Source organism: Microbacterium esteraromaticum (genome assembly GCF_017303215.1).
GTDB classification, from domain to species: domain Bacteria; phylum Actinomycetota; class Actinomycetes; order Actinomycetales; family Microbacteriaceae; genus Microbacterium; species Microbacterium esteraromaticum_C.
On the sequence record NZ_JAEMWU010000001.1, the window covers coordinates 264,357 to 288,435 of the forward strand.

18 protein-coding genes and 1 tRNA gene are annotated in these 24,079 nt (G+C 68.3%); 9 read left to right on the plus strand and 10 right to left on the minus strand.

Annotated elements, in window-relative coordinates; all coding sequences use genetic code 11:
• Positions 1–304: 304 nt before the first annotated feature.
• Positions 305–1,693, plus strand: a complete 1,389-nt coding sequence (locus JF543_RS01200; RefSeq protein ID WP_206822512.1) for a bifunctional cytidylyltransferase/SDR family oxidoreductase — start codon at positions 305–307, stop codon at positions 1,691–1,693.
• Positions 1,694–1,929: 236 nt separating this feature from the next.
• Positions 1,930–5,796: an endo-alpha-N-acetylgalactosaminidase family protein gene (locus JF543_RS01205; RefSeq protein ID WP_206822513.1), complete on the plus strand. Its 3,867-nt coding sequence runs from the start codon at positions 1,930–1,932 to the stop codon at positions 5,794–5,796.
• Between the two features lie 121 nt (positions 5,797–5,917).
• Here JF543_RS01205 and JF543_RS01210 read toward each other — a convergent pair whose 3' ends face one another.
• From JF543_RS01210 to JF543_RS01225, 4 genes are all read right to left on the minus strand, one after another.
• The gene (locus JF543_RS01210) at positions 5,918–6,475 is read right to left on the minus strand and encodes a hypothetical protein (RefSeq protein ID WP_179409694.1); all 558 of its coding nucleotides are present in this window, start codon (positions 6,473–6,475) and stop codon (positions 5,918–5,920) included.
• A 1-nt stretch (position 6,476) separates the two neighbouring features.
• Positions 6,477–7,082, minus strand: a complete 606-nt coding sequence (dcd, locus tag JF543_RS01215; RefSeq protein ID WP_179409693.1) for a dCTP deaminase — start codon at positions 7,080–7,082, stop codon at positions 6,477–6,479.
• Positions 7,083–7,174: 92 nt separating this feature from the next.
• Positions 7,175–7,981 (minus strand): ABC transporter permease subunit, encoded by an 807-nt coding sequence (locus tag JF543_RS01220; RefSeq protein ID WP_206821467.1) that lies wholly within the window; start codon positions 7,979–7,981, stop codon positions 7,175–7,177.
• Positions 7,978–8,922, minus strand: coding sequence for an ABC transporter ATP-binding protein (locus tag JF543_RS01225; protein ID WP_179409691.1), 945 nt, complete (start codon positions 8,920–8,922; stop codon positions 7,978–7,980). Before JF543_RS01225 ends, JF543_RS01220 begins: the two co-directional genes overlap by 4 nt.
• Before the next feature lie 293 nt (positions 8,923–9,215).
• Between JF543_RS01225 and JF543_RS01230 the strand changes: the two genes are divergently transcribed.
• Positions 9,216–9,289 (plus strand) — tRNA-Gly (locus JF543_RS01230).
• Positions 9,290–9,316: 27 nt separating this feature from the next.
• On the opposite strand, the gene JF543_RS01235 is transcribed toward JF543_RS01230, so the two are convergent.
• Positions 9,317–9,937 (minus strand): TetR family transcriptional regulator, encoded by a 621-nt coding sequence (locus JF543_RS01235; RefSeq protein WP_206822514.1) that lies wholly within the window; start codon positions 9,935–9,937, stop codon positions 9,317–9,319.
• 94 nt (positions 9,938–10,031) lie between these two features.
• On the minus strand, positions 10,032–12,896 hold the full coding sequence (locus tag JF543_RS14575) for an Ig-like domain repeat protein (RefSeq protein WP_206822515.1): 2,865 nt from the start codon (positions 12,894–12,896) through the stop codon (positions 10,032–10,034).
• A 123-nt stretch (positions 12,897–13,019) separates the two neighbouring features.
• Here JF543_RS14575 and JF543_RS01245 point away from each other — a divergent pair, with 123 nt between their 5' ends.
• From JF543_RS01245 to cls, 3 genes are read left to right on the plus strand one after another with little or no spacing between them, the layout of a single operon-like run.
• Positions 13,020–13,547 carry a hypothetical protein gene (locus tag JF543_RS01245; RefSeq protein WP_242519363.1) on the plus strand — a complete coding sequence of 176 codons (528 nt, stop codon included), beginning with the start codon at positions 13,020–13,022 and terminating at the stop codon, positions 13,545–13,547.
• Between the two features lie 16 nt (positions 13,548–13,563).
• A complete protein-coding gene (locus tag JF543_RS01250) occupies positions 13,564–14,046 on the plus strand; it encodes an ASCH domain-containing protein (RefSeq protein WP_206822516.1) in 483 nt (160 codons plus the stop codon).
• Positions 14,043–15,491: a cardiolipin synthase gene (gene cls, locus JF543_RS01255; RefSeq protein WP_206822517.1), complete on the plus strand. Its 1,449-nt coding sequence runs from the start codon at positions 14,043–14,045 to the stop codon at positions 15,489–15,491. Before JF543_RS01250 ends, cls begins: the two co-directional genes overlap by 4 nt.
• Before the next feature lie 24 nt (positions 15,492–15,515).
• Here the strand turns inward: cls and JF543_RS01260 are convergent, their stop codons facing one another.
• On the minus strand, positions 15,516–16,364 hold the full coding sequence (locus JF543_RS01260) for an AraC family transcriptional regulator (protein ID WP_206822518.1): 849 nt from the start codon (positions 16,362–16,364) through the stop codon (positions 15,516–15,518).
• A gap of 124 nt (positions 16,365–16,488) precedes the next feature.
• Here JF543_RS01260 and JF543_RS01265 point away from each other — a divergent pair, with 124 nt between their 5' ends.
• The 3 genes from JF543_RS01265 to JF543_RS01275 all read left to right on the plus strand — a co-directional run bounded on the left by JF543_RS01265 (position 16,489) and on the right by JF543_RS01275 (position 19,857).
• Entirely contained in the window at positions 16,489–17,046 is a 558-nt protein-coding gene (locus JF543_RS01265; protein WP_206822519.1) for a carboxymuconolactone decarboxylase family protein, read from the plus strand.
• Between the two features lie 125 nt (positions 17,047–17,171).
• Positions 17,172–18,836 (plus strand): Eco57I restriction-modification methylase domain-containing protein, encoded by a 1,665-nt coding sequence (locus JF543_RS01270; protein ID WP_347401061.1) that lies wholly within the window; start codon positions 17,172–17,174, stop codon positions 18,834–18,836.
• On the plus strand, positions 18,826–19,857 hold the full coding sequence (locus JF543_RS01275) for a hypothetical protein (protein ID WP_206821455.1): 1,032 nt from the start codon (positions 18,826–18,828) through the stop codon (positions 19,855–19,857). Before JF543_RS01270 ends, JF543_RS01275 begins: the two co-directional genes overlap by 11 nt.
• A gap of 63 nt (positions 19,858–19,920) precedes the next feature.
• Here the strand turns inward: JF543_RS01275 and JF543_RS01280 are convergent, their stop codons facing one another.
• The 3 genes from JF543_RS01280 to JF543_RS01290 all read right to left on the minus strand — a co-directional run bounded on the left by JF543_RS01280 (position 19,921) and on the right by JF543_RS01290 (position 24,054).
• Complete coding sequence (locus JF543_RS01280; RefSeq protein ID WP_206822521.1) at positions 19,921–21,990, minus strand: UvrD-helicase domain-containing protein; 2,070 nt, start codon at positions 21,988–21,990, stop codon at positions 19,921–19,923.
• A 232-nt stretch (positions 21,991–22,222) separates the two neighbouring features.
• Positions 22,223–23,386, minus strand: a complete 1,164-nt coding sequence (locus tag JF543_RS01285) for a MalY/PatB family protein (protein WP_206822522.1) — start codon at positions 23,384–23,386, stop codon at positions 22,223–22,225.
• Between the two features lie 74 nt (positions 23,387–23,460).
• Positions 23,461–24,054, minus strand: a complete 594-nt coding sequence (locus tag JF543_RS01290) for a copper resistance CopC family protein (RefSeq protein ID WP_179409676.1) — start codon at positions 24,052–24,054, stop codon at positions 23,461–23,463.
• Between the last annotated feature and the right edge of the window lie 25 nt (positions 24,055–24,079).

Sequence of the window (24,079 nt, forward strand, 5' to 3'; positions counted from 1 at the left end):
GCTCGGGCAATCTTCCCCGCTCGGGCAACCCTGCGCCTTTGGATCCTAATCCGCATCAAGTCAGGTTAGAGCAAACATGTGTGCAGATCCGCGAGCGCAGCCGCGGCGCGCAGTTGCTGCCGCATGGTTCGTTGTAGTGCTGGCTGTCTGGGTGAGAAGCCCACGACCGCGTTGGCCTTTGCGGAGATGCAGTCGAACGCCATCACCTATCCGAGCAGCTCCCGGTCGGGGCATCCGCCGACGCTCCAGCAAGCACACTTGATCTGAGCAGCACGGGCAGGAACGAGAGGTAGGATCTACGCCCATGACCCGCACCGTTGCAGTACTCCTCGCCGGAGGGATCGGCGTTCGCGTCGGCCTGGGGATCCCGAAACAGCTCATCAAGATCGCTGGCAAGGCGATCGTCGAGCACACCCTAGATGTCATGAACGCCAGCCCCGTCATCGACGAGATCATCATCGTCATGAACGCTGGCGCGATCGATCAGCTTGCATCGCTCAAGGACGCGGAGCGCTTCCCCAAGCTGACCCGCATCATCCCCGGCGGTGAGACTCGCAACGACTCGACGATGGCGGCGCTCGACGCGCTCGGCGACGATCCCGACACCAAGGTGCTTTTCCACGACGCCGTCCGGCCATTCGTCAACGATCGGATCCTCGAGGACTGTGTCGATGCCCTCGATGACTACGACGCCGTCGACACGGCGATTCCATCCGCCGACACGATCATTCAGGTCGATTCCGCCTCGCACATCACGGGTATCCCCAATCGCTCGACGCTCCGACGTGGGCAGACCCCGCAGGCGTTTCGGCTCGGGACGATCCGCAAGGCGTACGAGCTGGCCAGCCACGACAAGACCTTCCACGCAACGGATGACTGCGGCGTCGTGTTCACTTATCTGCCGGACACGCCGATCTTCGTTGTCGACGGCACAGCCGAGAACATGAAGGTCACCGAGCCGATCGACGTGCACATCGCCGACAAGCTCTTTCAATTGCAGGCGGCGAGCCTGACGGCAGACGACACTCTGCCCGACCTCGCCGGCAAGGTGATCGTCGTGTTCGGCGGTAGCTATGGCATCGGCGAGAGCATCGTCGAGCTCGCCGAGCAAGCCGGCGCCACCGTTCACCAGTTCAGCAGGTCGAGCACGCGCACCGATGTACGCTCCCGAGCCGACGTCAAGAAAGCCCTCAAGCAGGCGCACGAGCAGTCGGGCCGCATCGACGCGGTCGTGATGTCTGCAGGCGTACTTCGCATGGGCCCACTGACCGCCACAAAGGTCAAGCACATCGAGTCGAGCATCGAGACCAACTTTCTCGCACCCGTGATCGTGTCACGTGCAGCCCACAAGTACCTGGCCCAGACTGGCGGGCAGATGCTCCTCTTCACCTCGAGCTCGCACACACGTGGGCGCGCCAACTACGGTATCTACTCGGCCAGCAAAGCCGCCGTGGTCAACCTGACCCAGGCGCTGTCCGAGGAATGGGCCGAAGACGGGGTTCGCATCAACTGCATCAATCCTCAGCGCACGCGCACTCCGATGCGGACGAACGCATTCGGCGAAGAACCCGAGGGAAGCCTGCTCGATCCTAGGAACGTGGCAGCTGTCAGTCTTCAGGTGCTCGACAGTGGTCTGACCGGTCAGATTGTGAACGTACGCGTGGAGCAAGCGGCTGCACAGCGGAGCGTGTGACCACATTCGGACGGACCGCCGCACTGGAACAGTGCAGCGGTCCGTCCGTTATTGCGCGCGGTTCGCCAGCACTACCTGGCAGCCTCGAAGGCATCGCGTTGTTGAGGTTTTCTGCGCACATGCGCACTATTCAGTCACGTTCATTCACCCACAACCCTTGTTTCCGCTAACACGCCGTGGCATCCTCGAACCTGCCGGTACCCCAGGCCGGCAACTGATTCGAAGGAGAGCCAGAAATGAAGACCCCTCGTAGATGGGCCGGAGTGGGGCTGGGCGCAGCCCTAGTCGTCACAGGCCTGTCGCCGCTCGCAGCAGCTCCGGCGTTCAGCGCCGACGCCACCCCAGAAGGCATCACCCTCCGCACCGGCGCCCTTGAGGTGCACGCCTCCGGCACGTTCCCCCAGGTCGTGCAGTACACCGATCGCGCCAGCGGCGCCGTCATGCACGGCAACAACGCAGCCCTCGCCGAGCTCGAGATCAACGGAACGGCGCAGCGGGTAGAAGTGCGCTCCAAGAAGATCGACGGCTCCACCGCCGAGTACACGCTCACCCCGACGGCGCTCGACGGCGTCGAGTTCACTGCGCGGCTCAGCGTCAAGAAGAACGTCGTCACACTCGCGTTCACCGAGATCATCGACCCCGACAAGAAGGTCGCCACACTGCGCATCCCCGGGCACGATCTCGTCACCGTGTCATCAGCGCAGCCGGGCGCGCACATCGCCACGGCCGACCTCTCGGTCGATCGCGCGGTCTCCGGCGACAAGTTCCTGCCCATCACCGCCGACACCGCCCTCGACGCCAAACCGGTCTCAACGAACACTGTTATCGCTAACACATCCGAGTTGGCTGCGGCCTTCACGACCAACGCGATGTACGACGACTCGTCGGGCCCCGCACACAAGGACTCCGGCAACTTCTGGCGCCAGATCGTCAAGGACGGCGAGGACGTCGAGGTCGGCGTCTCGAGCGGCCAGTGGCTGTACCGCGCCAAGGGCGCCCCCGACACCGAGGAACTGCCCTGGGTCAAGGTGGCCATCACCCCAGACGCCAACGGCGATGGCACCGTCGACTGGCAAGACGGCGCCATCGCGCTGCGCGACCTGCGCGTCGCCCCGTTCAAGGGCGATCAGACGCCCAACAACGTCATCACGCACATCCCGTTCAACTTCGCCTCACAGGCCACCCACCCGTTCCTGCGCACGCTCGACGACGTCAAGCGCATCGCGCAGAACACCGACGGGCTCGGTCAGGTCGCTCTGCTGAAGGGCTACACCAGCGAGGGCCATGACTCGGCGAACACCGACTACGGCGACAACTTCAATGAGCGCGCCGGCGGCCTCGACGACCTCAACAAGGCGCTGAAGGCCGGCGAGAAGTGGAACGCCTCGTTCGGGGTGCACATCAACGCCACCGAGATCTACCCCGAGGCGAACTCGTTCAGCGACGAGATCATGGACCCCCGGGCACCGGGCTGGAACTGGCTCGACCAGTCGTACTACATCGACCAGCGCTACGACACCAACGAGGGCCTGCTCGACCAGCGCATCAGCGAACTGGCCGACTCCACTCACGACAACCTCGACATGGTCTACGTCGACGTCTACTACAAGTACGGGTGGCTGGCGAAGAAGATCCAGGAATCCCTCATCGACAACGACTTCCGCGTGGCGTCCGAGTGGGCCGACAAGCTCGCGGCGAACAACACCTGGTCGCACTGGGCTACCGACGAGAAGTACGGCGGCTCGACCAACAAGGGCGTCAACTCGCAGATCCTGCGGTTCGTGAACAACACGCAATCCGACACCTGGAACCCCGACCCCCGTCTGGGCACCGCTCACATCATCGAGTTCGAGGGGTGGACCGGTCAGAACGACTTCAACGCCTTCCTCGAGAACGTCTGGACGGCCAACGTGCCGGCGAAGTTCGTGCAGCACCACGAGATCATGCGCTGGACCGACGATGCCATCGACCTCGCCGACGATGTGCGGATCACCGGCACGACGGCATCCGAGCGCTCGATCACCGTCGCCGGCGATGAGGTGCTGCGCGGCGACACCTACCTGCTGCCGTGGTCGTCGAAGCCTGGCCAGAAGGTCGACAAGATGTACCACTACAACCCTGCCGGCGGTGAGACCACCTGGACCCTCACCGACGCGTTCGCGAAGAACCGCTCGCTGCAGCTGTTCGCGCTGAGCGACGGCGGCCGCACCAAGATCGCCGACGTCGCCGTGGTCGACGGCGCCGTCACCATCGATGCCGAGGCCGGCCAGCCCTACGTGCTCGTCGGAGGAAAGAAGAACGACTCCGGCAGCGCTCTGCCGAAGAAGGTGGCCTTCGGTGAAGGCACCACGATCACCGACCCGGGCTTCAATCTCACCGACCTCGATGCCTGGAACCCTCGTGGCACCGTGAGCATCGATCGCGATGCCAAGGGCCGCCGTGCGGCGCTGTTCGGCGAAGGGGCGTCGTCGATCTCGCAGCGTCTCGACAAGCTGCCCGCCGGCGAGTACACCGCCAGCGCCTGGGTCGGCATCGACAAGGACAAGACGCGCGAGGTCACGCTCGGCATCGACGTGCCGAAGGGGTCGGATGCCACCGTCACGATCGACTCGTCGAAGGCGGTCAACTATCTAGCATCCGACGAGTGGCACGGCACGACCCTGCAACGACTGAAGGTGCACTTCACCGTGCCCGCCCAGGGCAACGGCAAGACGACGCTGACGATCGCCGCCGGCGACGGCGACGCGCCGGTGCGCGTCGACGACGTGCGCATCATCGAGGCGAAGGCACCGACGCTGGGCGACGACGTGATCGCCCGCGAGGACTTCGAAGACACGGATGCCGGATGGGGGCCGTTCTTCAAGGGCAGCGCCGGAGGCACCAATGACCCGCGTACTCACATCGCCAAGCGCAACGACTACACGCAGAAGGGGTGGAACGGTCGCAAGATCGATAACATCCTGAACGGCGAGTACTCGCTGATGGCGCACCAAGAGAACCGCGGGCTCGTCTACCGCACGTCTGACTACTCGGTGCCGTTCGAGCCCGGGCAGCGCTACCGCGTCTCGTTCGACTACCAGTCGACCGACGCCGGCCAGTACGCCTGGGTCACCGGCTACGACTCGTCGACCGGACCGCGCATCACCGCGAGCACCGAGTTCGGTGCCGTGCACGAGACCACACGGTTCGAGCAGATCGTGGATGCCAGCGCCTGCGGCGACACGTTCGTGGGCTTGAACCGCATCGGCGGCGGCGCGGCTGACCTGATCGTCGATGACTTCACCGTCGAGCGCCTCGGGGCATCCGAGGCGGTCCCCGCGTGCGCGCAGCTGAGTGGTGCATTGGGTGCCGACGTGATCCAGCAGGGCACGTCAACCGAGTTCACGACCACGTTCACCTCTGACGAGGGCTCGGCGATCGAGAATGTCGAGGTCGCACTGACCCTGCCCGAGGGATGGACGGCCGAAGCTGTGACCTCGGCGACCGCTGGCTCGATCGATCCCAAGGGCACGCTGGTGACCCGCTGGAGCATCACCGCACCGGCCGACGTCGACGGCTCGTACGACATCGGCGCCACGGCCACGTACACCACCACCGTCGATCCCGTCGGCGAGCGCGAGGTCACCAACGTGACGAAGGTGAAGACGCTGCCGAAGGCACCCACGACCACCGTGTTCGCCAGCGACCACGACTGGGTGACGGCCAGCAATGGCTGGGGCCCCGTCGAGCGCGATATGTCGAACGGGCCGCAGGGCGCGGGCGACGGCACGCCGCTGACGCTGAACGGCGTCGTGTACGAGAAGGGGCTGGGCGCGCACGCCCCTAGCACCATCAAGTACTTCCTCGGCGGGCAGTGCAGCACCTTCACGGCCGACGTCGGCATCGACGACGCACAGGCGTCCCGAGGAACGGTGATCTTCTCGGTGAAGGTCGACGGCGAGACCGTCGTCACCTCGCCGCTGCAGACGGCCACCAGCGAGACGTTCGCCCTCACCGCCGATGTGAGCGGTGGCCAGTTCGTCGAGCTGATCGCCGACACCACGCCCGACGGCAACGGCAACGACCACGCCGACTGGGCCGACGCGAAGTTCACCTGCGGCTGATCCGTTGAGTAGACCCGCTGCGGGGTCGGAGACACGCCTTCTCGGTTACGGGAGGACGAGTTTCCGGCCCCGCAGTGCCGTATGCGCTTGTGCGCGCGTGCCCTTGTGCCTGCGCGCGTCGCTACGCCGGCGAACCGCCGAATGCTCTGTCAACGGCCGTGACCGCCTCTGCTGAGAACAGCGCAGGCCCCGTCGTGGCCAGCACGACGACCGTCGCGACCGCGGCGATGAGCAACACCACGAGAAGCACGAAGATCGCGACCGTCAGGCCGCGGTAGCCGCCCGAGGCGGCACCGGCGGCGGGCGGCACCACGGCCGGGTCGCGCGGAATGGGTGCCGGTTCGGGCAGCGTGTCCACGCTCGGCAGCCCCCGGCGTGAGGCCCGCGTCGTCGGCGCATCGTCGGCGCCGCCCGGTTCCGGTGGGATCTCCGGATCCTGCAGCGCGGATGCCGGAAGCACCGGCTCGGGAATGTCGAGCGCCGGCACCGTGGGCGGCGGGATCTCAGCATCCGCGATCACGACGTCAGAGACGTCGCCCTCGGTCAGCGCCGGTGCGTCGGCGAGCGCAGCGGCCTCGCTGATGGCATCCGCCGCCGCCTGCTCGGGCGACTCCGCCCCTGTCTCGGGCGACGCGGGCCGGGTCGCCTCTTCGTTCTCGCCGTTGACAGGGTCTGACATGTCAGCCTCCGATCGCTCCCGCATCGGTCGTGCTCACATCGGTGCGGTGGAAGTTCTGGAATGCGCGGGATGCCGTGGGGCCGCGCTGCCCCTGGTAGCGGTTGCCGTACGGCCCCGAGCCGTAGGCGTTCTCTGCCGGCGAGGTGAGCCGGAAGAAGCAGAACTGGCCGATCTTCATGCCGGGCCACAGTTTGATCGGCAGGGTGGCGACGTTGGCGAGCTCCAGCGTGACGTGCCCGGTGAAGCCGGGGTCGACGAATCCCGCCGTCGAGTGCGTGATCAGCCCGAGGCGGCCGAGCGACGACTTGCCCTCCAGGCGGGCCGCCACATCGTTGGGGAGGGTTACCTGCTCGAACGTCGCGCCGAGCGCGAACTCACCCGGGTGCAGGATGAACGGCTCGCCGGGGTCGACCTCGATCAGGCGCGTGAGCTCGGGCTGATCGACCGACGGATCGATGAACGGGTACTTGTGGTTGTCGAAGAGACGGAAGTACCGGTCGAGGCGCACATCGACACTCGATGGCTGCACCATCTCGTCGTCGAACGGCGAGAGCCCGATGCGGCCCGATTCGAGTTCTGCCTTGATGTCGCGGTCGCTGAGAAGCACGCTTTCAGGGTAACGCGCCGAGAGGCCCCGCACCGGGAAATCACAGAGCCCGCCGTGGCGACCACGACGGGCTCTGCACTGTCAGGCAAGCGTCAGGCGTCTCGACCGCGCAGCACGGCCCAACCGCCCAGCAGCGCAGCCGCTGACCATCCGGTGAGCGTCAGCCACGCCTCACCGCGGCTCAGCCCCCATTCCTCCGAGGGCATCACGGCGCTCTGCACCGCGTTCGAGGGCAGGTAGTCGCCGAGGGTCTGGATCCACGTGACGTCAGAGGCGAAGCCCATCAGCAGCGTCACGATGATCGGCAGCACGAACAGGATGCCGACGGTCACCGCGATCGCTCCCGCGCCAGAGCGCAGCACGAAGCCGAGACCGACACCGAGAATGGCGAACAGCGCCATCGTTCCCGCCGCCGAGACGATCGGCAGGATCGACTGCTCGGGTTCGTTCCATGCGATGCCCAGATCGTTGGCGACGGCCAGCGGAGTGATCGCGATCGCCGTGATCAGCATGATCACCAGCGCCACCACGAACATGAACGCCGCCAGCACCGCAGCCTTCGCCGCGAGCACCGACCCGCGCACCGGGTTCGCGGTGAGCGTCGAGCGGATCATGCCGGTCGAGTACTCGCCGGTCACCGAGATCACGCCGAGGATCCCGGCCAACAGCATGGTGAACTGCACGGGGGCGACAACGGCCATCATCACGTCGGCCGGCGCCGACAACGTCGAGGTGATCGCGAAGGCGAGCCCCACGTTCAGCACGGCGACGATCGCGACCGACCACCAGGTGCCGCGCACGGTCAGCAGTTTGAGCAGTTCGCTGCGCACCTGGTGCGCGAAGGTCACCCGGTACGCACTGGTGCGGGTGCGCACGGCACCGGCCTGGATCGCGGTCATGCGAGGGCCTCCTCGAGCTGGGCACCATCCTGCGGGACGGCACGGGTGCGGTACTCGACCGAATCGCCGGTGAGGGCGAGGTAGGCGTCTTCGAGCGAACCGCTGGTGGGGGTGAGTTCATGGATGGCGATGCCGCGCTCAGCGGCGAGGTCGCCGATGCGCGAGGCCGGCAGGCCGCTGACGTCGAGCGTGAAGCGGTCGGCGGTGACGATCTCGACGTCGGGTGCGGTGAGCACGTCGGCGAGTTCGGATGCCCGCGGGCTGCGCACCAGCACGCGGGCGGTGGTCCACGCGCGCACCAGTTCAGGCAGTGGGGCATCGGCGAGCACCTTGCCGCGACCGAGCACGATCACATGATCGGCGGTCTGCGACATCTCGCTCATGAGGTGACTGGAGAGCAGCACGGTGCGACCCTCGGATGCTGCGTGCCGCACGAACTGACGCACCCAGCGCACGCCTTCGGGGTCGAGGCCGTTGACCGGCTCATCGAGGATCAGCGTGTGCGGGTCGCCGAGCAGTGCGGCGGCGATGCCGAGGCGCTGCCCCATGCCGAGCGAGAATCCGCCGGCGCGCTTACCCGCCACCGAACCGAGGCCGGTGATCTCGATCACCTCGTCGACGCGCGACGCGGGGATGCCATGGGTGGCGGCCATCGCCTTGAGGTGGTTGCGGGCACTGCGGCCGGTGTGCACCGCCTTCGCGTCGAGCAGCACGCCCACCTCGGTGAGCGGCGCGCCCAGCTTGGCGTAGTCCTTGCCGTCGATGGTGACCCGCCCCGAGGTCGGCCGGTCGAGCCCGACGATCATGCGCATGGTGGTCGACTTGCCGGCGCCGTTGGGGCCGAGAAAGCCGGTGACACTGCCCGGTCGCACCGTGAACGACACGTTGTCGACGGCGAGCTTGTCACCGTAGCGCTTGCTGAGACCTTCTGCTGTGATCATGCCTTCGACGCTATTCGGCGGGGCACCGGCGCCGCGTCGTCCCACAGGATGACATCGGTCCGTGCGGCGTACTCCGCTCGTCGGATGCTGCCCGTGGGGGCTGCGGGGTGCGGGCTGCGACGTGCGGGCTGCGACGTGGCGCAGCGCAACTTCGGAGATCTGCAGAATCTCGGAGAGCCGTCCCCGGTTCTGCTCCGAAGTTGTGCAGATCTCCGAGCGACGGATGCCAACATCCCCGCGCTCATCGCGCTCCGCGCGGGTTTGTTATGCTTGCCAAGCGCCGAACGGCGTGCGGGGCTGTAGTTCAATGGTAGAACTTCTGCTTCCCAAGCAGACAGCGCGGGTTCGATTCCCGTCAGCCCCTCCACAGGGTCGGCGCACGCCGACCGAAACCTCACTCCGCGGGATCGGCGAGCACGGCCGAGAGCCTGCGCCGGGCGCGCTCGTACGCTGCGAGGTCGATGACCACGTCGCCGTCGACCTCATGCATCTCACGGATCGCCTCATCGCCGAGAGAGATCGACATCGCGACGATGATTCGGGCTTCGGTGGCGCTGTCCTCCTCCGGCAGCCGGGCTCGCTCGCGATGGGCTTCCAACCAGTCGGCAATCACGGTGATGAGGCGGGTGCGGCTCAGGTCGCTCGCCCATGAGACAGAGGTCGTCGTGCCAGGCTCCCGCGCGAACAACGCGAGGCGACGGCGAGTGACGGCGTCGTCGGTCTGGCCGCGCACCGACTCGGTCACGATCAGCGACGCGGCGATCGCGAGATCGCTCGCGTGCCTGGTCAGCAGACGCTGCGTCAGCTCCGGGTCGTACTCGAGCGCCTCGCCGAAGATGGCCACCTCGAGCGAGGGGAAGTAGTTGAAGAACGTGCTGCGCGAGACCATCGCCCTCTCGCAGATCCGATCGACGGTGACGCTCGCGACGCCCTCTTCGTAGGCGAGGTCGACCGCCGCCTGCTCCATGCGGCGACGTGTGAGGAGCATCTTGCGCTGCCGCAGTCCGTCAGCCATGGATTCCTTCCCGTGAGACGGATCGGGTAGATATACGATACGTGACCGGGACCGACACGCGCGTGGCACGTCCGGTCCCGGTCAGCGAATCGCCCTATGCCTTGGAGCGACGCAACCGCGCGACGACGAACATCACCCCGGCGCCGACGATCAGGCTGAGCGCGAGAAGCAGCATCCCGGTGGAGTCACCACCGGTCGACGGCAGGGCGCCGTCGACGCCCGGTGAGGCCTCGCCGTCACCGCCGGGAACGGGCTGTTCATCGCCACCGCCGGGAGCGGGCTCGTCGTCATCACCGCCGGGCGCGACGTCTTCGGTCACGGTGACGGTCACCGTGGTGGAGCTTTCCAGCATCGCCGCCGAGTCCGGCACAAAGCGCAGCGTTACCTCGTGCGCGCCGACGGGTAGTCCGGGTAACGCCAGCGTCCCGGCGCCGTCCACCAGCACGAGCGGGTCGCCGAGCGGGTCCGCGCCCAGGCGCGCCTCGACGTGCCCGTCCACCGCGTCGCCCGCGGCCGCGCGCCGAGTCGCGTCACCACTGACGGTCGCCGTCAGCTCCACGGATGCCGGGTTGGCCGGCGTTCCCGCGATGGTCGACGTGCGCGGGGTGAGGACGGTGGCGATACCGCGCACTTCCAGCTCGGCGGCAGCCGAAGTGGACGCCCCGAAACCGGGCGCCGGCACGAAGCGGGCGGTCACGCTGTGCGTGCCGATCGGCAGAGTATCGGCCTCGACCTCGAAACGGGCCTCGCCATCGTCGCTCTCGGGGTCGCCGTCCATCCCGGCCGGGACTGTGCGCACGACGTCTCCGTCGAGGAGGAACTCGACCGCACCGCGCGGGTCGGTGGTCACACCCGGCTGAGCGGGGGTGACCGTCGCCGTCAGCGTGACCGACTCATCCGCGCGGATGCCGCTCGACGACAGCGCCAGGGCTATCGCGGTCTCCACAGGCGTGATCGAGACGGGGTGCTCGGCCGAGGTCGACATCGTGAAGTTCCCGCCCGGGTCACCGAGGTACGACACGGTGAGCCGCTCAGCGCCCGAGGGTAGCATGACGTCGTCGAACAGCACGGTGCCGCCGGGCATCAGGGGGGCGTACATCAGCGGGGAGCCGTCGGCCAGGAGCACGGCGCTCCCGCTCAGACCCCTGGTCGCCGACGTCACGGTCGCTTCGACGTCCACCGGCGTAAACGCGCGCACGGTCGCCGGAGCGGTCATGATGCGGGTCGTCGTCGGCGCCTGTGCTATGGAGAACGTCATCGGGTCGCTGACCGAGGACAGGGCGTCCGGCGTCGCCGGATCCGCGTCCGCGACGCCCGGGAACCGTGCGACCACCTCGTGTTCACCGGCAGTCGGCACCATGCTGAAGGGGATCAACGTGCTGAATCGCCCAGCACCGCTGTAGATGAGCGGACTCGAGGCGACAACGGTACCGTCGACCTCGAACGAGACCGGCTGTCCGGAGAGGTTCACCGGCCCGTCCAGCGTAACGCTCGCGCCGAGCATGAGCGTGTCGCCGAATGTCGCCGGAGTCGTCAGTACGGTGAGGGCCGTGCGCGACGCGACTTCACCGGGCCCCGGTTGCTGCAGCGACGGCTCGGCCACGGTCACGGTCGCCATCCCCGAGGAGTAGGTGGATCGTTCCCGGTAGTCGCGCTGATCCGCGCGCGGTTGGAACTCGGCGCGGAACTCGTGGGTGCCGACGCCGAGACCGGGAACAGTGAAGGTCCGGTCGCCGTCTGTCGTGCCATAGGCCACGCGGGCGCTGCCCTGGTACAGATCCACCCACCCGTCGAGCGGCGTGTTCGGCGTGCGGGTGTCGGCGGTGCGCACCCGTACCCGGATCTGCTCACCTGTCATTGCCTGCGCAGGGGCACTCACCGTCGTCGTGCTGCGCATCGGGATCATGATGCGCACCGTGCCCGTTTCGGCGAGTGGGCCGAAGTAGTCGTGTCTGTCCTCGGGGCGCCAGGCGTCCCGGTCGATGCGGACGCCGGGCACGGCATCCGTGACCCAGCTGAGCCCTGCCCCGCCGCCCGAGCCGGCCGTGTAACCGAGGAAGGTGCGTCCGCCTCCGCCTCCGGTGCCGGACGCGGGCCAGCCACCACCGCCACCTCCACCGCCACCGCCGCTGGTACTGGTGGACGCCGAACCTCCGTTCGCGCCCGGCTTCTTGTAGCGCGAGAACGAGGGGTCGTTCTTGGCGTTCTGCCCGATGCCGCCGGGGTGCTTACCGGCACCGGCGGTGGCCGGGAACATCGTGATGGTCTTGCCGTCGTAAGACGATCCCGCGTTGTGGCCTCCCTCGCCGCCTCGCACGTGGCCGAAGTTGACGCTTCCCGAGGACTCCCCCTGGTAGCCGCCGGCCGCAGCGATCACGGCGGCGAGATCCCACAGCGAGAGCGACACCATCGGCTTGCCCGTGTAGCCTCCACCTCCGCCCCCGCCCCCGGCCACCGCGATGAGCTCACCGTTGAGCTTGACGGCGGATGCGCCGCCGCCGCCTCCAGCGCTGGCGCCCAGCAGGCTGCCCTTGCCGCCATCGCCTCCGGAGACGAACCCGGCGCCTCCGATGCGCTCGTCGCCTTTGCCGCGCGCGGGCTGTCCCGCGAACACGGTGAGGCGGTCGCCGGTCTTCACCGGGATGATGACGCCGAAGTCCGCTCCGCTGCCGCCGTTGGCGCGCTCGGTGAACCCGCCCCTGCCGCCGCGCAGGCCCACCACGACCTCGGTGATCCCCGCCGGGACCACCCAGTCGGTGCCGCTCGGGCTGGTGAAATCGAAGACCTGCTGCGGCAGGGGCGCGGCGTGCGCAGGGCTCGCCGTTCCCAGCCCGATGCCGCTGAGGGCGATCGCCGCCGCGGCGACGAGCGCGACGCGACGGCGCGATCGTGGTACAGGGGACGAAGCGCGGGCGTCAGGGCGTCGGCGCCCGTCGCGAACGCGGAAAGATTGGATCACAGTCCAAGATTAGACTGCAATACAGATTTGTCCAGCCATTGCGCGGTTTCGCTTCACTTCCCAAGCAGACAGCGCGGGTTCGATTCCCGTCAGCCCCTCCACCCACCGAATAGGCTCTGATCCATGCCAGGATCACGACACGATCATCCGTTCCTCAAGGCGCATCGGGCGCTGCAGCCGGGGTTCGGCACCGAGGCCGCCGTATACGGCACGATCCTGGTCAGCGGCCTGATCGCCGTCTCGTCGGCGCACGGCGAGACCTCGGGTGTGGTGCTGATCACGGTCGGGATCACGGTGCTGGTGTTCTGGGCCGCGCACGTCTATGCCGGAACCGTCGCCCGCATGGGCGAGGAGACCGAGAAGGGCCACGTCGGTGTGCGCGCGGCGCTGACCCACTCGCTGGCTCATTCGTTCGGAATGCTCACGTCAGCATCCGTCCCCGCACTGATCCTCTTGCTCGGCACCACCCGCGTGATCCCCGACTACGCTGCCAACGAGGTGGCCCTGTGGTCGGGTACCGTGATCCTCGCGTTCTTGGGGTACGTGGCGTTCCTGCGCCGCGGCAACGGGATGCTGATGCGCCTGCTCGGCGCGCTGATGACCGCATCGTTCGGCATCGTCTTCATCGCTTTGAAGGCCTTCGTCCACTGATCCGCAAGGAGCCCCCATGACCATCGAGCTGCTCGACACCTACTGGCGCCGGGTGCGCGCCGAGGTCCCGAACCTGCCCGCCGCCGTCCCCGAGGCCTGGGCGTTCGGCGCGACCCCCGAGCATGCCGACTCGCTGCTCGGCCTTGTGCTCTCGGGCATCAAGACCGGAACAGCGTCGTCGGTGTGGGACTACGAGGCCGCCGGGGATCGGATGCCCGAAGCCGGCGATCTGAGCGTGATCCTCGACAGCGCCGGTGAACCACAGGCCGTGATCCGCACGACGACAGTAGACATCGTGCCGTTCGGCGAGGTCACCGCCGAGCACGCGCACGCCGAGGGTGAGGGCGACCTCTCGCTGGCCGCCTGGCGCGAGATCCACGAGCGTTTCTGGCGCAATCACTCCGAGAGCCCGCGGGGCTGGGAGCCCGATATGCCGGTGCTCTGCGAGCGGTTCGAACTCGTGCATCCGCTCCCCGCCGCAACAGACGCGAACGCATGAGCGCGCTGCTGTCGACCAACCTCATCTGGCTGGTCTCGCTGCTCGCGGCGTTCACGATCAACATCGTCGCCCTGATCTACATCCCGCGCGAACGCAAACCGACCGCCGCGATGGCCTGGCTGCTGCTGATCTTCCTGGTGCCGTACGGCGGCATCGCGCTGTACCTGCTGATCGGCAACTTCCGACTGCCGAAGAAGCGCCGCGGCGAGCGCGCCCGTCTGACCGCGGTGCTCGGCGAGACGGACGCGGGCATCCACCCGGACGACCCGCGCTGGTTCCAGCGCGTCGTCGAGCAGAACCATGGGCTCACCGGCATCGCTGAGGTCGACGGGTCATCCCTCGCGCTCATCGACGACTACCAGGGGTCGATCGACGCGATGGCGGATGCTATCGATCGGGCCGAGCGCTACGTTCACGTGGCGTTCTACATCACGGCGTGGGATGACACCACGCGCCCGTTCTTCACCGCGATGGAGGACGCCGTGAAGCGCGGCGTGACGGTGCGACTGCTCGCCGACCACATCGCCTCGCGCAAGATCCCCGGCGCCGCCGAGACCTTCGCCGAGCTCGATCGCATCGGCGTGGCCTGGTCGTGGATGCTGCCGGTGCGCCCGCTGAAGGGTGAGTACCAGCGCCCGGATCTGCGCAACCACCGCAAGCTCGTCGTGATCGACGGCGTCGTCGCTTTCGTGGGCTCGCAGAACCTCATCTCGCGCGACTACAACGCGGCCAAGAACATCAAGCGCGGCCTCAAGTGGCACGAGTTGATCGCGCGCGTCGATGGCCCTGCCGTCGCCCAGGTGGATGCTGTCTTCCACGCCGACTGGAAGATCGAGACCGGCGAGAATCTCGACGGCGAGCATGTTCCGGCATCCGACATCGCGCGGGCAGGCGACCTGCGCTGCCAGCTCGTGCCGAGCGGTCCCACGTTCGACACCGAGAACAACCTGCGCCTGTTCCTGTCACTGATCCATGGCGCGACCGAGCGCGTGATCCTGACGAGCCCGTACTTCGTTCCCGATGAGGCGATGATCTACGCCATCACCACCGCGTGCCAGCGCGGTCTGGACGTGCAGCTGTTCGTCTCGGAGCTCGGCGACCAGGGACTGGTCTACCACGCGCAGCGGTCGTACTACGAGACCCTGCTGCGCGCCGGGGTGCGCATCTTCTTGTACCCGGCACCGTACATCCTGCACGCCAAGCACTTCTCGATCGACGATGACATCGCGGTGATCGGATCCAGCAATATGGACATCCGCTCGTTCAGCCTCAACGCCGAGCTGTCGTTGCTGGTGCGGGGCGAGTCGTTCGTCGCGCAGATGCGCGAGATCGAAGCGAAGTACCGCGAGGCTGGCCGTGAGCTCACGCTCGAGGAGTGGCGGCGCGAGCCGGCGAAGTCGACGTTCCTCGACGGACTGGCCCGCTTGACGTCGGCACTGAACTGACCGCCCGTCGCCGGGTCGCGACTCTCACCCGGCGGCGGCAAGCCAGGCGCGCGGCGCCGTGCCGATGCGCTGCGTGAAGGCCCGGGTGAACGCGGACGGACTCGAGTACCCGAGGTCGATCGACACCGCGGTGATAGAGGCGCCCGAGAGCAGTCTGTCCTGTGCCACCGAGAGCCGCCAGTCGGTCAGGTAGTCGGCGGGGGTGCGCCCGACGACCTCTTTGAACCGGGCCGCGAAGGCACTGCGCGACATGTTGGCCTCGCGGGCCATCAGGTCGAGGTTCCATCCCCGTCCGGGGTCGGCGTGCAGCGCGATGAGTGTGGGGGCCAGTCGTTCGTCACCGAGCGCGGGCAGCAGCCCGGGCGGCAGCTGCAGGGCGTCGGTGTGATCGAGCATCCACCGCAGCACCTGGATGAGCACCACCTCGAACAGGCGATCGGCGACGACGGGTCGGCCGCAGCGCACGTTGTCGACTTCGGCGAACAGCAGCTCTAACGCGGGGCGCAGCTCGGCGAGGTCATCGAGATCGATCACGATCACTGGCGGCAGCGTGCGCACGACCGGATGGGTCGCACCGCCGTCGAAGTCGAGTGTGGCGCAGGCGAAGTCCGATTCGTCGGTGGGCGCATTGAAGAAAGAGTGCCGGATCGGGCGGGGGAAGAACAGCAGGCTCGGCCGCGTGATGTGGGTGCGGTGCACACTGCCATCGTCGTGGATCACCGTCATGTCGAGCTCGCCCCGCCGCAGCACGTGCAGAAAGCCCTGCCCGACGGACGAGAAGTCGGTGACACCGCACAGTGGGCCGCTGTGGAACAGACGCGTGCGCACGCGGAACCGCTCGAACAGCGGGGTCAGTCGGTCGATGGCGCCCATGCAGCCATTCTGTAGACGAATAGTCATGAAAGCAAGACGATTCGAGACGCATCATCCAGCTCTGGGCGCCAAGACTGGAGTCACGGAGCCACTCGGCTCCGACGGCCACGACAAGGAGAACCCCATGCCGAACGTCACTCTCATCGCCCGCAAAGACGCCACCGGAGCCACCGCAGAACACCTCGACCAGATCGCCGGCGCGTTCGGAGCGGTCCCCGCCATGTTCCGCGCCGTCGCCAACTCGCCTTCCACCCTGGCCAGCATGTGGGGTGCCTTCGGCGCGTTCGGCGAGGGCTCGCTCGGCCCGCAGCTCAGCGAACTGATCGCGGTTGCCGTCGCCGACCGCAACTCCTGCGGGTACTGCCTGGCCGCGCACACCGCACTCGGCCGCAAGGCCGGCCTGACGGGTGAACAGCTCTCGGCCGCCCAGGGTGGCGAGTCCGACGACCCGCGCACCGCGGCTCTGCTGGCCTTCGCCCTGAAGCTCGTCGACGAGCGCGGCCAGACCTCGTCGGCCGACCTCGACGTGCTGCGCGAGCACGGCTGGACCGACGAGCAGATCGTCGAGACGATCGGACAGGTCGCCCTCAACATCTTCACGAACTACGTGAACATCTCGCTGGATGTGCCCGTCGACTTCGCGGCCGTGCCGCTGCGTCGCGCAGCGGCACCTGTGGCCTGAGTGGCATCGTCCCCTCAGTTCGACGGCACCGCGATGTCGGTGGCAGGCGGCAGGATTGCCCCATGCCCACCGACATCGCGGCCAGCCGCTCGGCCGACCGACCGCGGCACCGTCACAATAGAGAGGTGACGACTGCGCCTTCCCTCCACCCGGAGGACACCGCCGCGCTGCGCAAGGCGCGGGGTGCGTTCTTCACACCCGCGGCGATCACCGCGCACATCGCCGCGTGGGCGATCCGCGACGCATCGGATGCTGTCCTCGAGCCATCCGCCGGAGACGCGGCGTTCCTGGTGTCGGCCGTCGAGCGCCTGCGCTCGCTGGCATCCGATGGTTCCGCGCCGCGCGTCGACGGCGTCGAGATCCACGCGCACAGCGCCCACGTCGGCAGCGAGCGCGTACGCGCGGCGGGGGGCATCCCGCACATCACTGTGCAGGACTTCTTCCTGGTCGAGCCGACGCCGACGTACGACGCGGTGATCGGAAACCCGCCCTACATCCGGTACCAGGACTTCTCGGGCGAAGCGCGCACGCGCTCCCGCGCCGCGGCGCTGCGTGCCGGCGTCTCGCTGACCGGCCTGGCGTCAAGTTGGGCGGCCTTCACCGTGCAGTCGGCGCTGTTCCTCAAGCCCGGTGGTCGCCTGGGACTGGTGCTGCCCGCCGAACTGCTCTCGGTCAACTACGCCGCTCCCGTGCGTCGGTTCCTGTTCGAGAACTTCCGCTCGGTCGAGCTCATCCTCTTCGACGAGCAGGTCTTCCCCGAGGCTGAGGCCGACGTGGTGCTGCTGCTCGCCGACGGCTTCCGCCAGGGTCCCACAGATCGCGGTCTGTTCCGTCAGACCCGCAATGCCGCGACTCTCGACGCACTCCCCGCGGGCACCACCTGGGCGCCTCTGACTCCCGATGCCAAGTGGACCGGCAGCATCGTCGACCCCAATGCCGTCGAACCCCTGCGTACGCTGCGCGCCGAGGGGCACTTCACCGACCTCGAGGCCTGGGGTGACACGACGCTCGGCATCGTGACCGGCAACAACCGCTACTTCACCCTCTCGCCCGAGCGGGCCAAGCGGCTGGGCCTTGACCGCAGCGAACTGCTGCGCCTCTCCCCTCCCGGCAGCGCGCACCTGCGTGGCCTCGCGCTGACGGCGAAGGCATGGCATCAGTTGGGCGCCGCCGAGAAGTCGACCCTGCTGTTCTCACCGCGCGCGAAGCCGTCGCGCGCCGCGCAGGACTACATCCGCTATGGCGAGGCCACCGGCGTCGACACGGCCTACAAGTGCCGGGTGCGCAAAGAGTGGCACCGCGTGCCCCTCGTCAAGCCGGCCGACCTGCTGCTGACGTACATGAACGCCGATACCCCGCGGTTGACGACCAACGCGGCCCGCGCGCACCACCTCAACTCGGTGCACGGCGTGTATCTCAAGCCCGAGCTGCGCGGTGCCGGCGCCGACCTGCTGCCACTGGCGAGCCTGAACTCGGTCACGCTGCTCAACGCCGAGATGGTCGGCCGCGCCTACGGCGGCGGCATCCTCAAGATCGAACCCCGTGAGGCCGACCGGTGGGCGATGCCCACCCCAGCGCTGATCGCCGAGCACGCCGACCGGTTGCGGGCGGCGAAGCCGCAGGTGGCGCGGATGCTGCGCTCTGGCCGCCTGCACGATGCCGTCGCCGTGGTCGACGAGGTGCTGCTGCGCTCATCGGGCCGCACGTCGGAGTCCGAGCTGCTCGCGATCCGTGCCGCCCATGCCGAACTCACCCGCCGCCGAGTCACCAGGGGAGCCAGTGGCCGCTGAACCCACCGCGAAGAACAAGGCCTGGGCGCTGTTCGATCGGATCGTCGATGACGCCGCCCCGGGCGGAGAGCACAGCAACCCGTGGACGATGGGCGAGGACGGCGAGCTGCGCTACGTACCCGACTACGACACGCTTGCCCGACTACTGGGTGTGCCACTGCACCTGGGCGCGGCCTCTCGCACCGGCGTTCCCGCGCTCGCTCTCGACGTCTGGCTGAGTTACGAGCTGCGTCGCTCCGGGTTCGACGCGGATGCCACCTGGCCGCGAGCCACCAGCCCCCGCATCCTTCCGGCGCCCGTGGCGAACCTGCTCAAGGCACTGCCCGGCAAGGAGCGCCGCGCGATCGGCGAGCGCCTCGCGGCCGCGTCGTCAGTGTCCGGCGTGACCTCGTCGAGTGCCAGCATCCTCGGCAAGAACTACTTCAAGCAGGTCGATGTCATCATGACCGACTGGGCCACCGGGCCCGAGTTGCTGATCTCGACCAAGCGCATGGACTCGTCGTACGGCAAGAACGCCGCCAACCGGGTCGAGGAGTCATACGGCGATGCGAAGAACCTGCGTCTGCGGCATCCGCTCGCAGCCCTCGGTTTCGTCTTCGCGTTGCGCGCCGACATCCTGCACAAAGAGCCCGACACGGCCGACTGGCTGATCGACCTGTTGCAGAAGCTCGGCCGTGAGGACGACGCGTACCACGCGACCTGCCTCGTGATGATCGACTACGACGACACTGTCGCGCCCGCCGCCGTTGAAGCGGACGAAGAGCCCGAGAACCCTCTCGTCGCCGCGGGCCTCACCGAAGACCCGGATGCCGACGGCACCCCTGTCGATGCTGAGGCCGCAGAAATCACACGGGCGCTGAGCGCGCTGCCGCGAGTCACCATCCGCCACGATGCGATCCCCGCGCCGCTCACCCCGGCACGTTTCCTGGCCGAGATGGTCGCCCGGGTGCTCGACGCCGCGCCGGTCAACCTGCACAAAGAGGTCAGGCGACGCCGCCGCACGGCGCCGCCGATCGGCTGAAGCCTCGGCGATCGGCGGAGCGCTCAGGCGACCTCGTGACGCCTCGACGCACCTGCCCCCGCCTCACGCGAACAGGTCGTCGAACTCGTCGAGCCGCACTCGCGCGGTGGCCGCAGCCGCTCCACGCCTCGGCGCCGGATCGCCCTGCCCTGCCGCGCCGCCCGGGCTCCCCGCCGGACCGGCCGCGTCGCCCTCGGCTGTGTCGACCGTCTGCATCAGCGACCGGGCCTCGGCGGTGAGAAAGCGGCTCGGCTTCGCCACCACATGGCGGGCCAGGAACGACGTCGGATGCGTGGGCAACCGCGCCGGCGCGTACACATCGAGTGTGTCGCGCGCCCGGGTGAGCGCCACGTAGAACAGCCGCTGCTCCTCGGCCAGCCCCGATGACGACGACAACGCCATGTCTGACGGCATCGACCCATCGCACGAGCGGATCACGTGCACGGCGCTGAACTCGAGCCCCTTGGCCGAGTGGATGGTCGACAGCGTCACCCAGTCCTCATCGAGATGCGGCTTCTTCGCCCAATCCCCCGCGACGTTCGCCGGGTCGAGGGCCTGCTCGCTCACGAACATCCGCAGATCGGACTGCCGCGCGGCCGCCTCAGCGATGCCATCGACATCCGTCACCCGCCGCTGCCAGTCGGGGTAGTGCGCACGCAACAGCGGGTCGACGGCACCGCGGCAGGCCTCCACGAGCTCGGGCACGGTTGTCGTGGCATCCACCGCCCCCAGCAACGAAAGCGTCGTCGCCAGTCCGGTGCGCGCCTTGGCGGGTGCTGCGGCGACAGCATCCGCCGCGCGTTCGATCCCACCATCGGCGAGGATCCCCGCCAGCGTGCGCGCCGACACTTTGCCGATGGCGCGATGACGGGTCAGCAGCCGATACCAGGAGACCTCGTCGGCGGGGTTGAGCACCACCCGGAATCCCGCCAGCAGATCGCGCACGTGCGAGGTCTCGAGGTACCCGATGCCACCGAACTTGTGGAACGGGATGCCCCGCACCTTCAGTTCGACCTCCAGTAGCGCGCTGTGCGATCCGGTGCGCATCAGCACGGCCTGTTCGCGCAGGGGCATGCCGTCGGCGTGGGCCGCGAGAATCCGGTCGGCGACCGTGCGCGCCTCATCATCGGCATTGCGGCAGACGACGAGCGCCGGCGCGACGCCTGGATCCGCACGGTCAGCCCGCAGACGCAGCCCCAGATCACCGGGACGCACCTCGTTGGCCAGGTCGAGGATCGGCTGGGTCGAGCGGAAGTTGCGTTCAAACCGCACGACCGTCGCGTCATCGAAGCTCTCGGCGAGCCCCAACAGGTGCCCCGCGTTCGCCCCGCGGAACCCGTAGATCGCCTGCGCATCGTCACCGACCACCGTGAGCCCCCGCCCATCGGGGGCAAGGCCGCGCACGATGTCGACCTGCAGGCTGTTGACGTCTTGGTACTCGTCGACGAGCACCCAGTCCCATCGCGCGCGCAGGCGCGCTCCGACATCGGGGTCGCGCACCAGCGCCCGCCATGCGATGAGCAGGTCGTCGAAGTCGAGCAGGCCGCGCTCGCGCTTTCGGATGCTGTAGTGCCGCAGCAGAGCGAGCACCGCGTCGGCGTGCTCGAGCGCCCACGGGAACTGCTCGTCGATCACCTGCCGGGCCGGGGTACCGGTGTTGATCGCCCGCGAACCGATGTCGGCGATGGTGCGCGTGGTCGGCAGGCGCGTGGTCTGCCCGGCCGGCCCGGTGCCGTCGAGGCCGTGCTCGGAGCGCAGCAGATCGAGCAGATCGATCACGTCGTCGGGATCGAGCACCGTGACATCGGCCAGCCCCAGGTGCTGTGCGTGCTCGGCGACGATCCGGTGCGCCACCGCGTGGAAAGTGCCGCCGGCGATCCGCTGCGCCACCTGCGCGTCACCGCACATCGCCGCGGCGCGCGTGATCATCGACGCCGCCGCACGCCGCGTGAAGGTGAGCAGCAGCATCCGCTCGGGCGCCACCCCCGCCTGCAGCAGTCTGGCCACGCGCGCGGTGAGCACGCGGGTCTTGCCGGTGCCCGCGCCGGCCGCGATCACCAACGGTCCGTCGCCGTGTTCGACGGCCTGCAGTTGAGCGGCGTCGAGTCCGGCGAGTGCATCGTTCTCAGTCACACGGGCGACGGTACCCGCGGGGTCAGACACTCAGTACTCGGTCCAGGCCCGCGCATTCACCCCAGCCTCCAGCATCCACCCCCGCTCGCGTCACCGAGAACAGGCTCGTTACCCGGAACAGGCCCATCTCCGCAGAATCAGCCTGTTCTCACGAACGAGCCTGTTCTCGTGCATGCCTGCCCGGCACGAGAGCACAACGCACGCAAGCGCAAGCGCAACGTGCAAGCGCCCCTCACGCCGCCGCGCGCGACTCCAGCGCCTTCGCGATCCGCAGCACGGCCTCGCGCATGATCGGCCGGGGCGTGGCGAACACGAAACGCGTGTACCCGACGCCGGCCTCGCCGCAGGCGGCGCCGTCGGTCATCGAGACCCCCGCGTGCTCACGGAACCACTCGCCGAGGTCACCGGTCAGCCCCGTCTCGCGGAAGTCGAGCAGCGCGATGTACGTGCCCTCGGGCATCGTCACCCGCACACCGGGCAGGTGCTCAGCCACCAGCGCCGCCAGTTCATGGCGGTTGCCATCGAGGTAGTCGGTGACCTCTTGCAGCCACTCCTCGCCGGCCGTGTAGGCCGCGAGCTGGGCGATCACGCCGATCGTCGCCGTGCCGTGACCGGCCCATCCGCCGTCGGCATCCCACGCGGCCCGGCTGGCGTCATTCGACAGGATCAGCTGCGCGCACTTGAAGCCCGCCAGGTTCCACGCCTTCGACGCCGAGGTTGCCGTGATCGTGTGCTCAGCGGACGCATCCGACACCGACGCGTACGGGATGTGCTGTGCCGGCGCGTACACGAGCGGCGCGTGGATCTCATCCGAGAACACGTGGCCACCGGCATCCGACACCGTCTTCGCGATCGCGAGCAACTCGTCGCGCGTCGCGACGGTACCCAGCGGGTTGTGCGGGTTGCACAGCACCAGCAGCTCGCCGCCGTCGTCGAACGCCTGCGCGACAGCATCCAGGTCCATCGTCCAACGACCGTCGACCTCGACGCTGGGCACCTCGATGACCCGGCGCCCGTGCCGCAGCGGCACGCTGAGGAACGGCATGTACGCCGGCGTGGGCACGATGACCGCGGCACCGGGCGACGTGTACGTCGTGATCGCGAACTCGTACGCGACCAGCACATCAGCCACCAGACGCACATCGTCGACCGGCACATCCCAGCCATAGTGCTCGGCGTGCCAGCGGGCCGTCGCCGCCTTCAGAGCCTCAGCCGTGGGCTGCGACAGGTATCCGGTGAACCCCTCGGTCATCGCATCGCAGACGGCCCCGGTGATCGCCGGCGCGACCCCGAAGTCCATCTCGGCGATGAACATGCCGATCGTGTCGGGAAAGCGGGTCCACTTCACACTGCCGACCTGGCGCAGATCGTCCTCGGTGATGGCGTCGAAACTCATGACCCCATTCTGCCGTGACCGGCGCCTGTCGCGCGCCGGCCACGAAACACTGCGCCGCGGGCCGCGCGTCCGGCTCAGCGCTTCTTGCGCGCCAGGATCACGATGAAGGTCACGACAGCGGCGAGCAGCACGACGCCGAGGCCGATCAGCAGCGGCCACGGCGCCGACTCGTCATCGGCGGGCACCTCGGCCTCATCGGTGACCTCGGCCTGCGTGGTCACCGCCGTCGCCGACTCGGTCGGCTCGGGCTCGGCCGTCTCGGTCGCCGGTGCCTCGGTGGGGGCCACCCCCGCGATCGAGAACGAGTAGTCGCCCGACGTCGGATGCCCATCGCTCGAGACGACCTTCCAGGTGACCAGGTAGGTGCCATCGGTCATTCCCGGCTCCAGGGGAACGGTGACGGTGTCGGCCTCGACCACCGGCTCGCCGGCGACCCAGTCCTTGCCCGACTCGTCTTCGACGATCATCGCCGTGCCGGTGTTGCCGTCGAGCGAGAGCAGCTCGTTCGAGAAGACGAGCACCACCTCTTCGGGGGCGGCGCTGAGCTGCTCGTCGGCGCCCGGCGAGCTCGACACGATCGTGTCGTGTGCGGATGCCGGCGCAGCGACGCCCAGCCCGGCGAGGACGGCCACCGCGGCGGTGGCGAGAACGGTGCGGATACGGAACATGAAAAACCTCTCTTCGGATGCCGCG

Coding starts and splice junctions, on each gene's coding strand:
- JF543_RS01205 (WP_206822513.1), top strand. CDS start 1,930: ATGAAGACCCCTCGTAGATGGGCCGGAGTGGGGCTGGGCGCAGCCCTA.
- JF543_RS01265 (WP_206822519.1), top strand. CDS start 16,489: ATGCCGAACGTCACTCTCATCGCCCGCAAAGACGCCACCGGAGCCACC.
- JF543_RS01245 (WP_242519363.1), top strand. CDS start 13,020: ATGCCAGGATCACGACACGATCATCCGTTCCTCAAGGCGCATCGGGCG.
- JF543_RS01200 (WP_206822512.1), top strand. CDS start 305: ATGACCCGCACCGTTGCAGTACTCCTCGCCGGAGGGATCGGCGTTCGC.
- JF543_RS01285 (WP_206822522.1), bottom strand. CDS start 23,386: ATGAGTTTCGACGCCATCACCGAGGACGATCTGCGCCAGGTCGGCAGT.
- JF543_RS01250 (WP_206822516.1), top strand. CDS start 13,564: ATGACCATCGAGCTGCTCGACACCTACTGGCGCCGGGTGCGCGCCGAG.
- JF543_RS01260 (WP_206822518.1), bottom strand. CDS start 16,364: ATGGGCGCCATCGACCGACTGACCCCGCTGTTCGAGCGGTTCCGCGTG.
- JF543_RS01225 (WP_179409691.1), bottom strand. CDS start 8,922: ATGATCACAGCAGAAGGTCTCAGCAAGCGCTACGGTGACAAGCTCGCC.
- cls (WP_206822517.1), top strand. CDS start 14,043: ATGAGCGCGCTGCTGTCGACCAACCTCATCTGGCTGGTCTCGCTGCTC.
- JF543_RS01235 (WP_206822514.1), bottom strand. CDS start 9,937: ATGGCTGACGGACTGCGGCAGCGCAAGATGCTCCTCACACGTCGCCGC.
- JF543_RS01220 (WP_206821467.1), bottom strand. CDS start 7,981: ATGACCGCGATCCAGGCCGGTGCCGTGCGCACCCGCACCAGTGCGTAC.
- JF543_RS01290 (WP_179409676.1), bottom strand. CDS start 24,054: ATGTTCCGTATCCGCACCGTTCTCGCCACCGCCGCGGTGGCCGTCCTC.
- JF543_RS01210 (WP_179409694.1), bottom strand. CDS start 6,475: ATGTCAGACCCTGTCAACGGCGAGAACGAAGAGGCGACCCGGCCCGCG.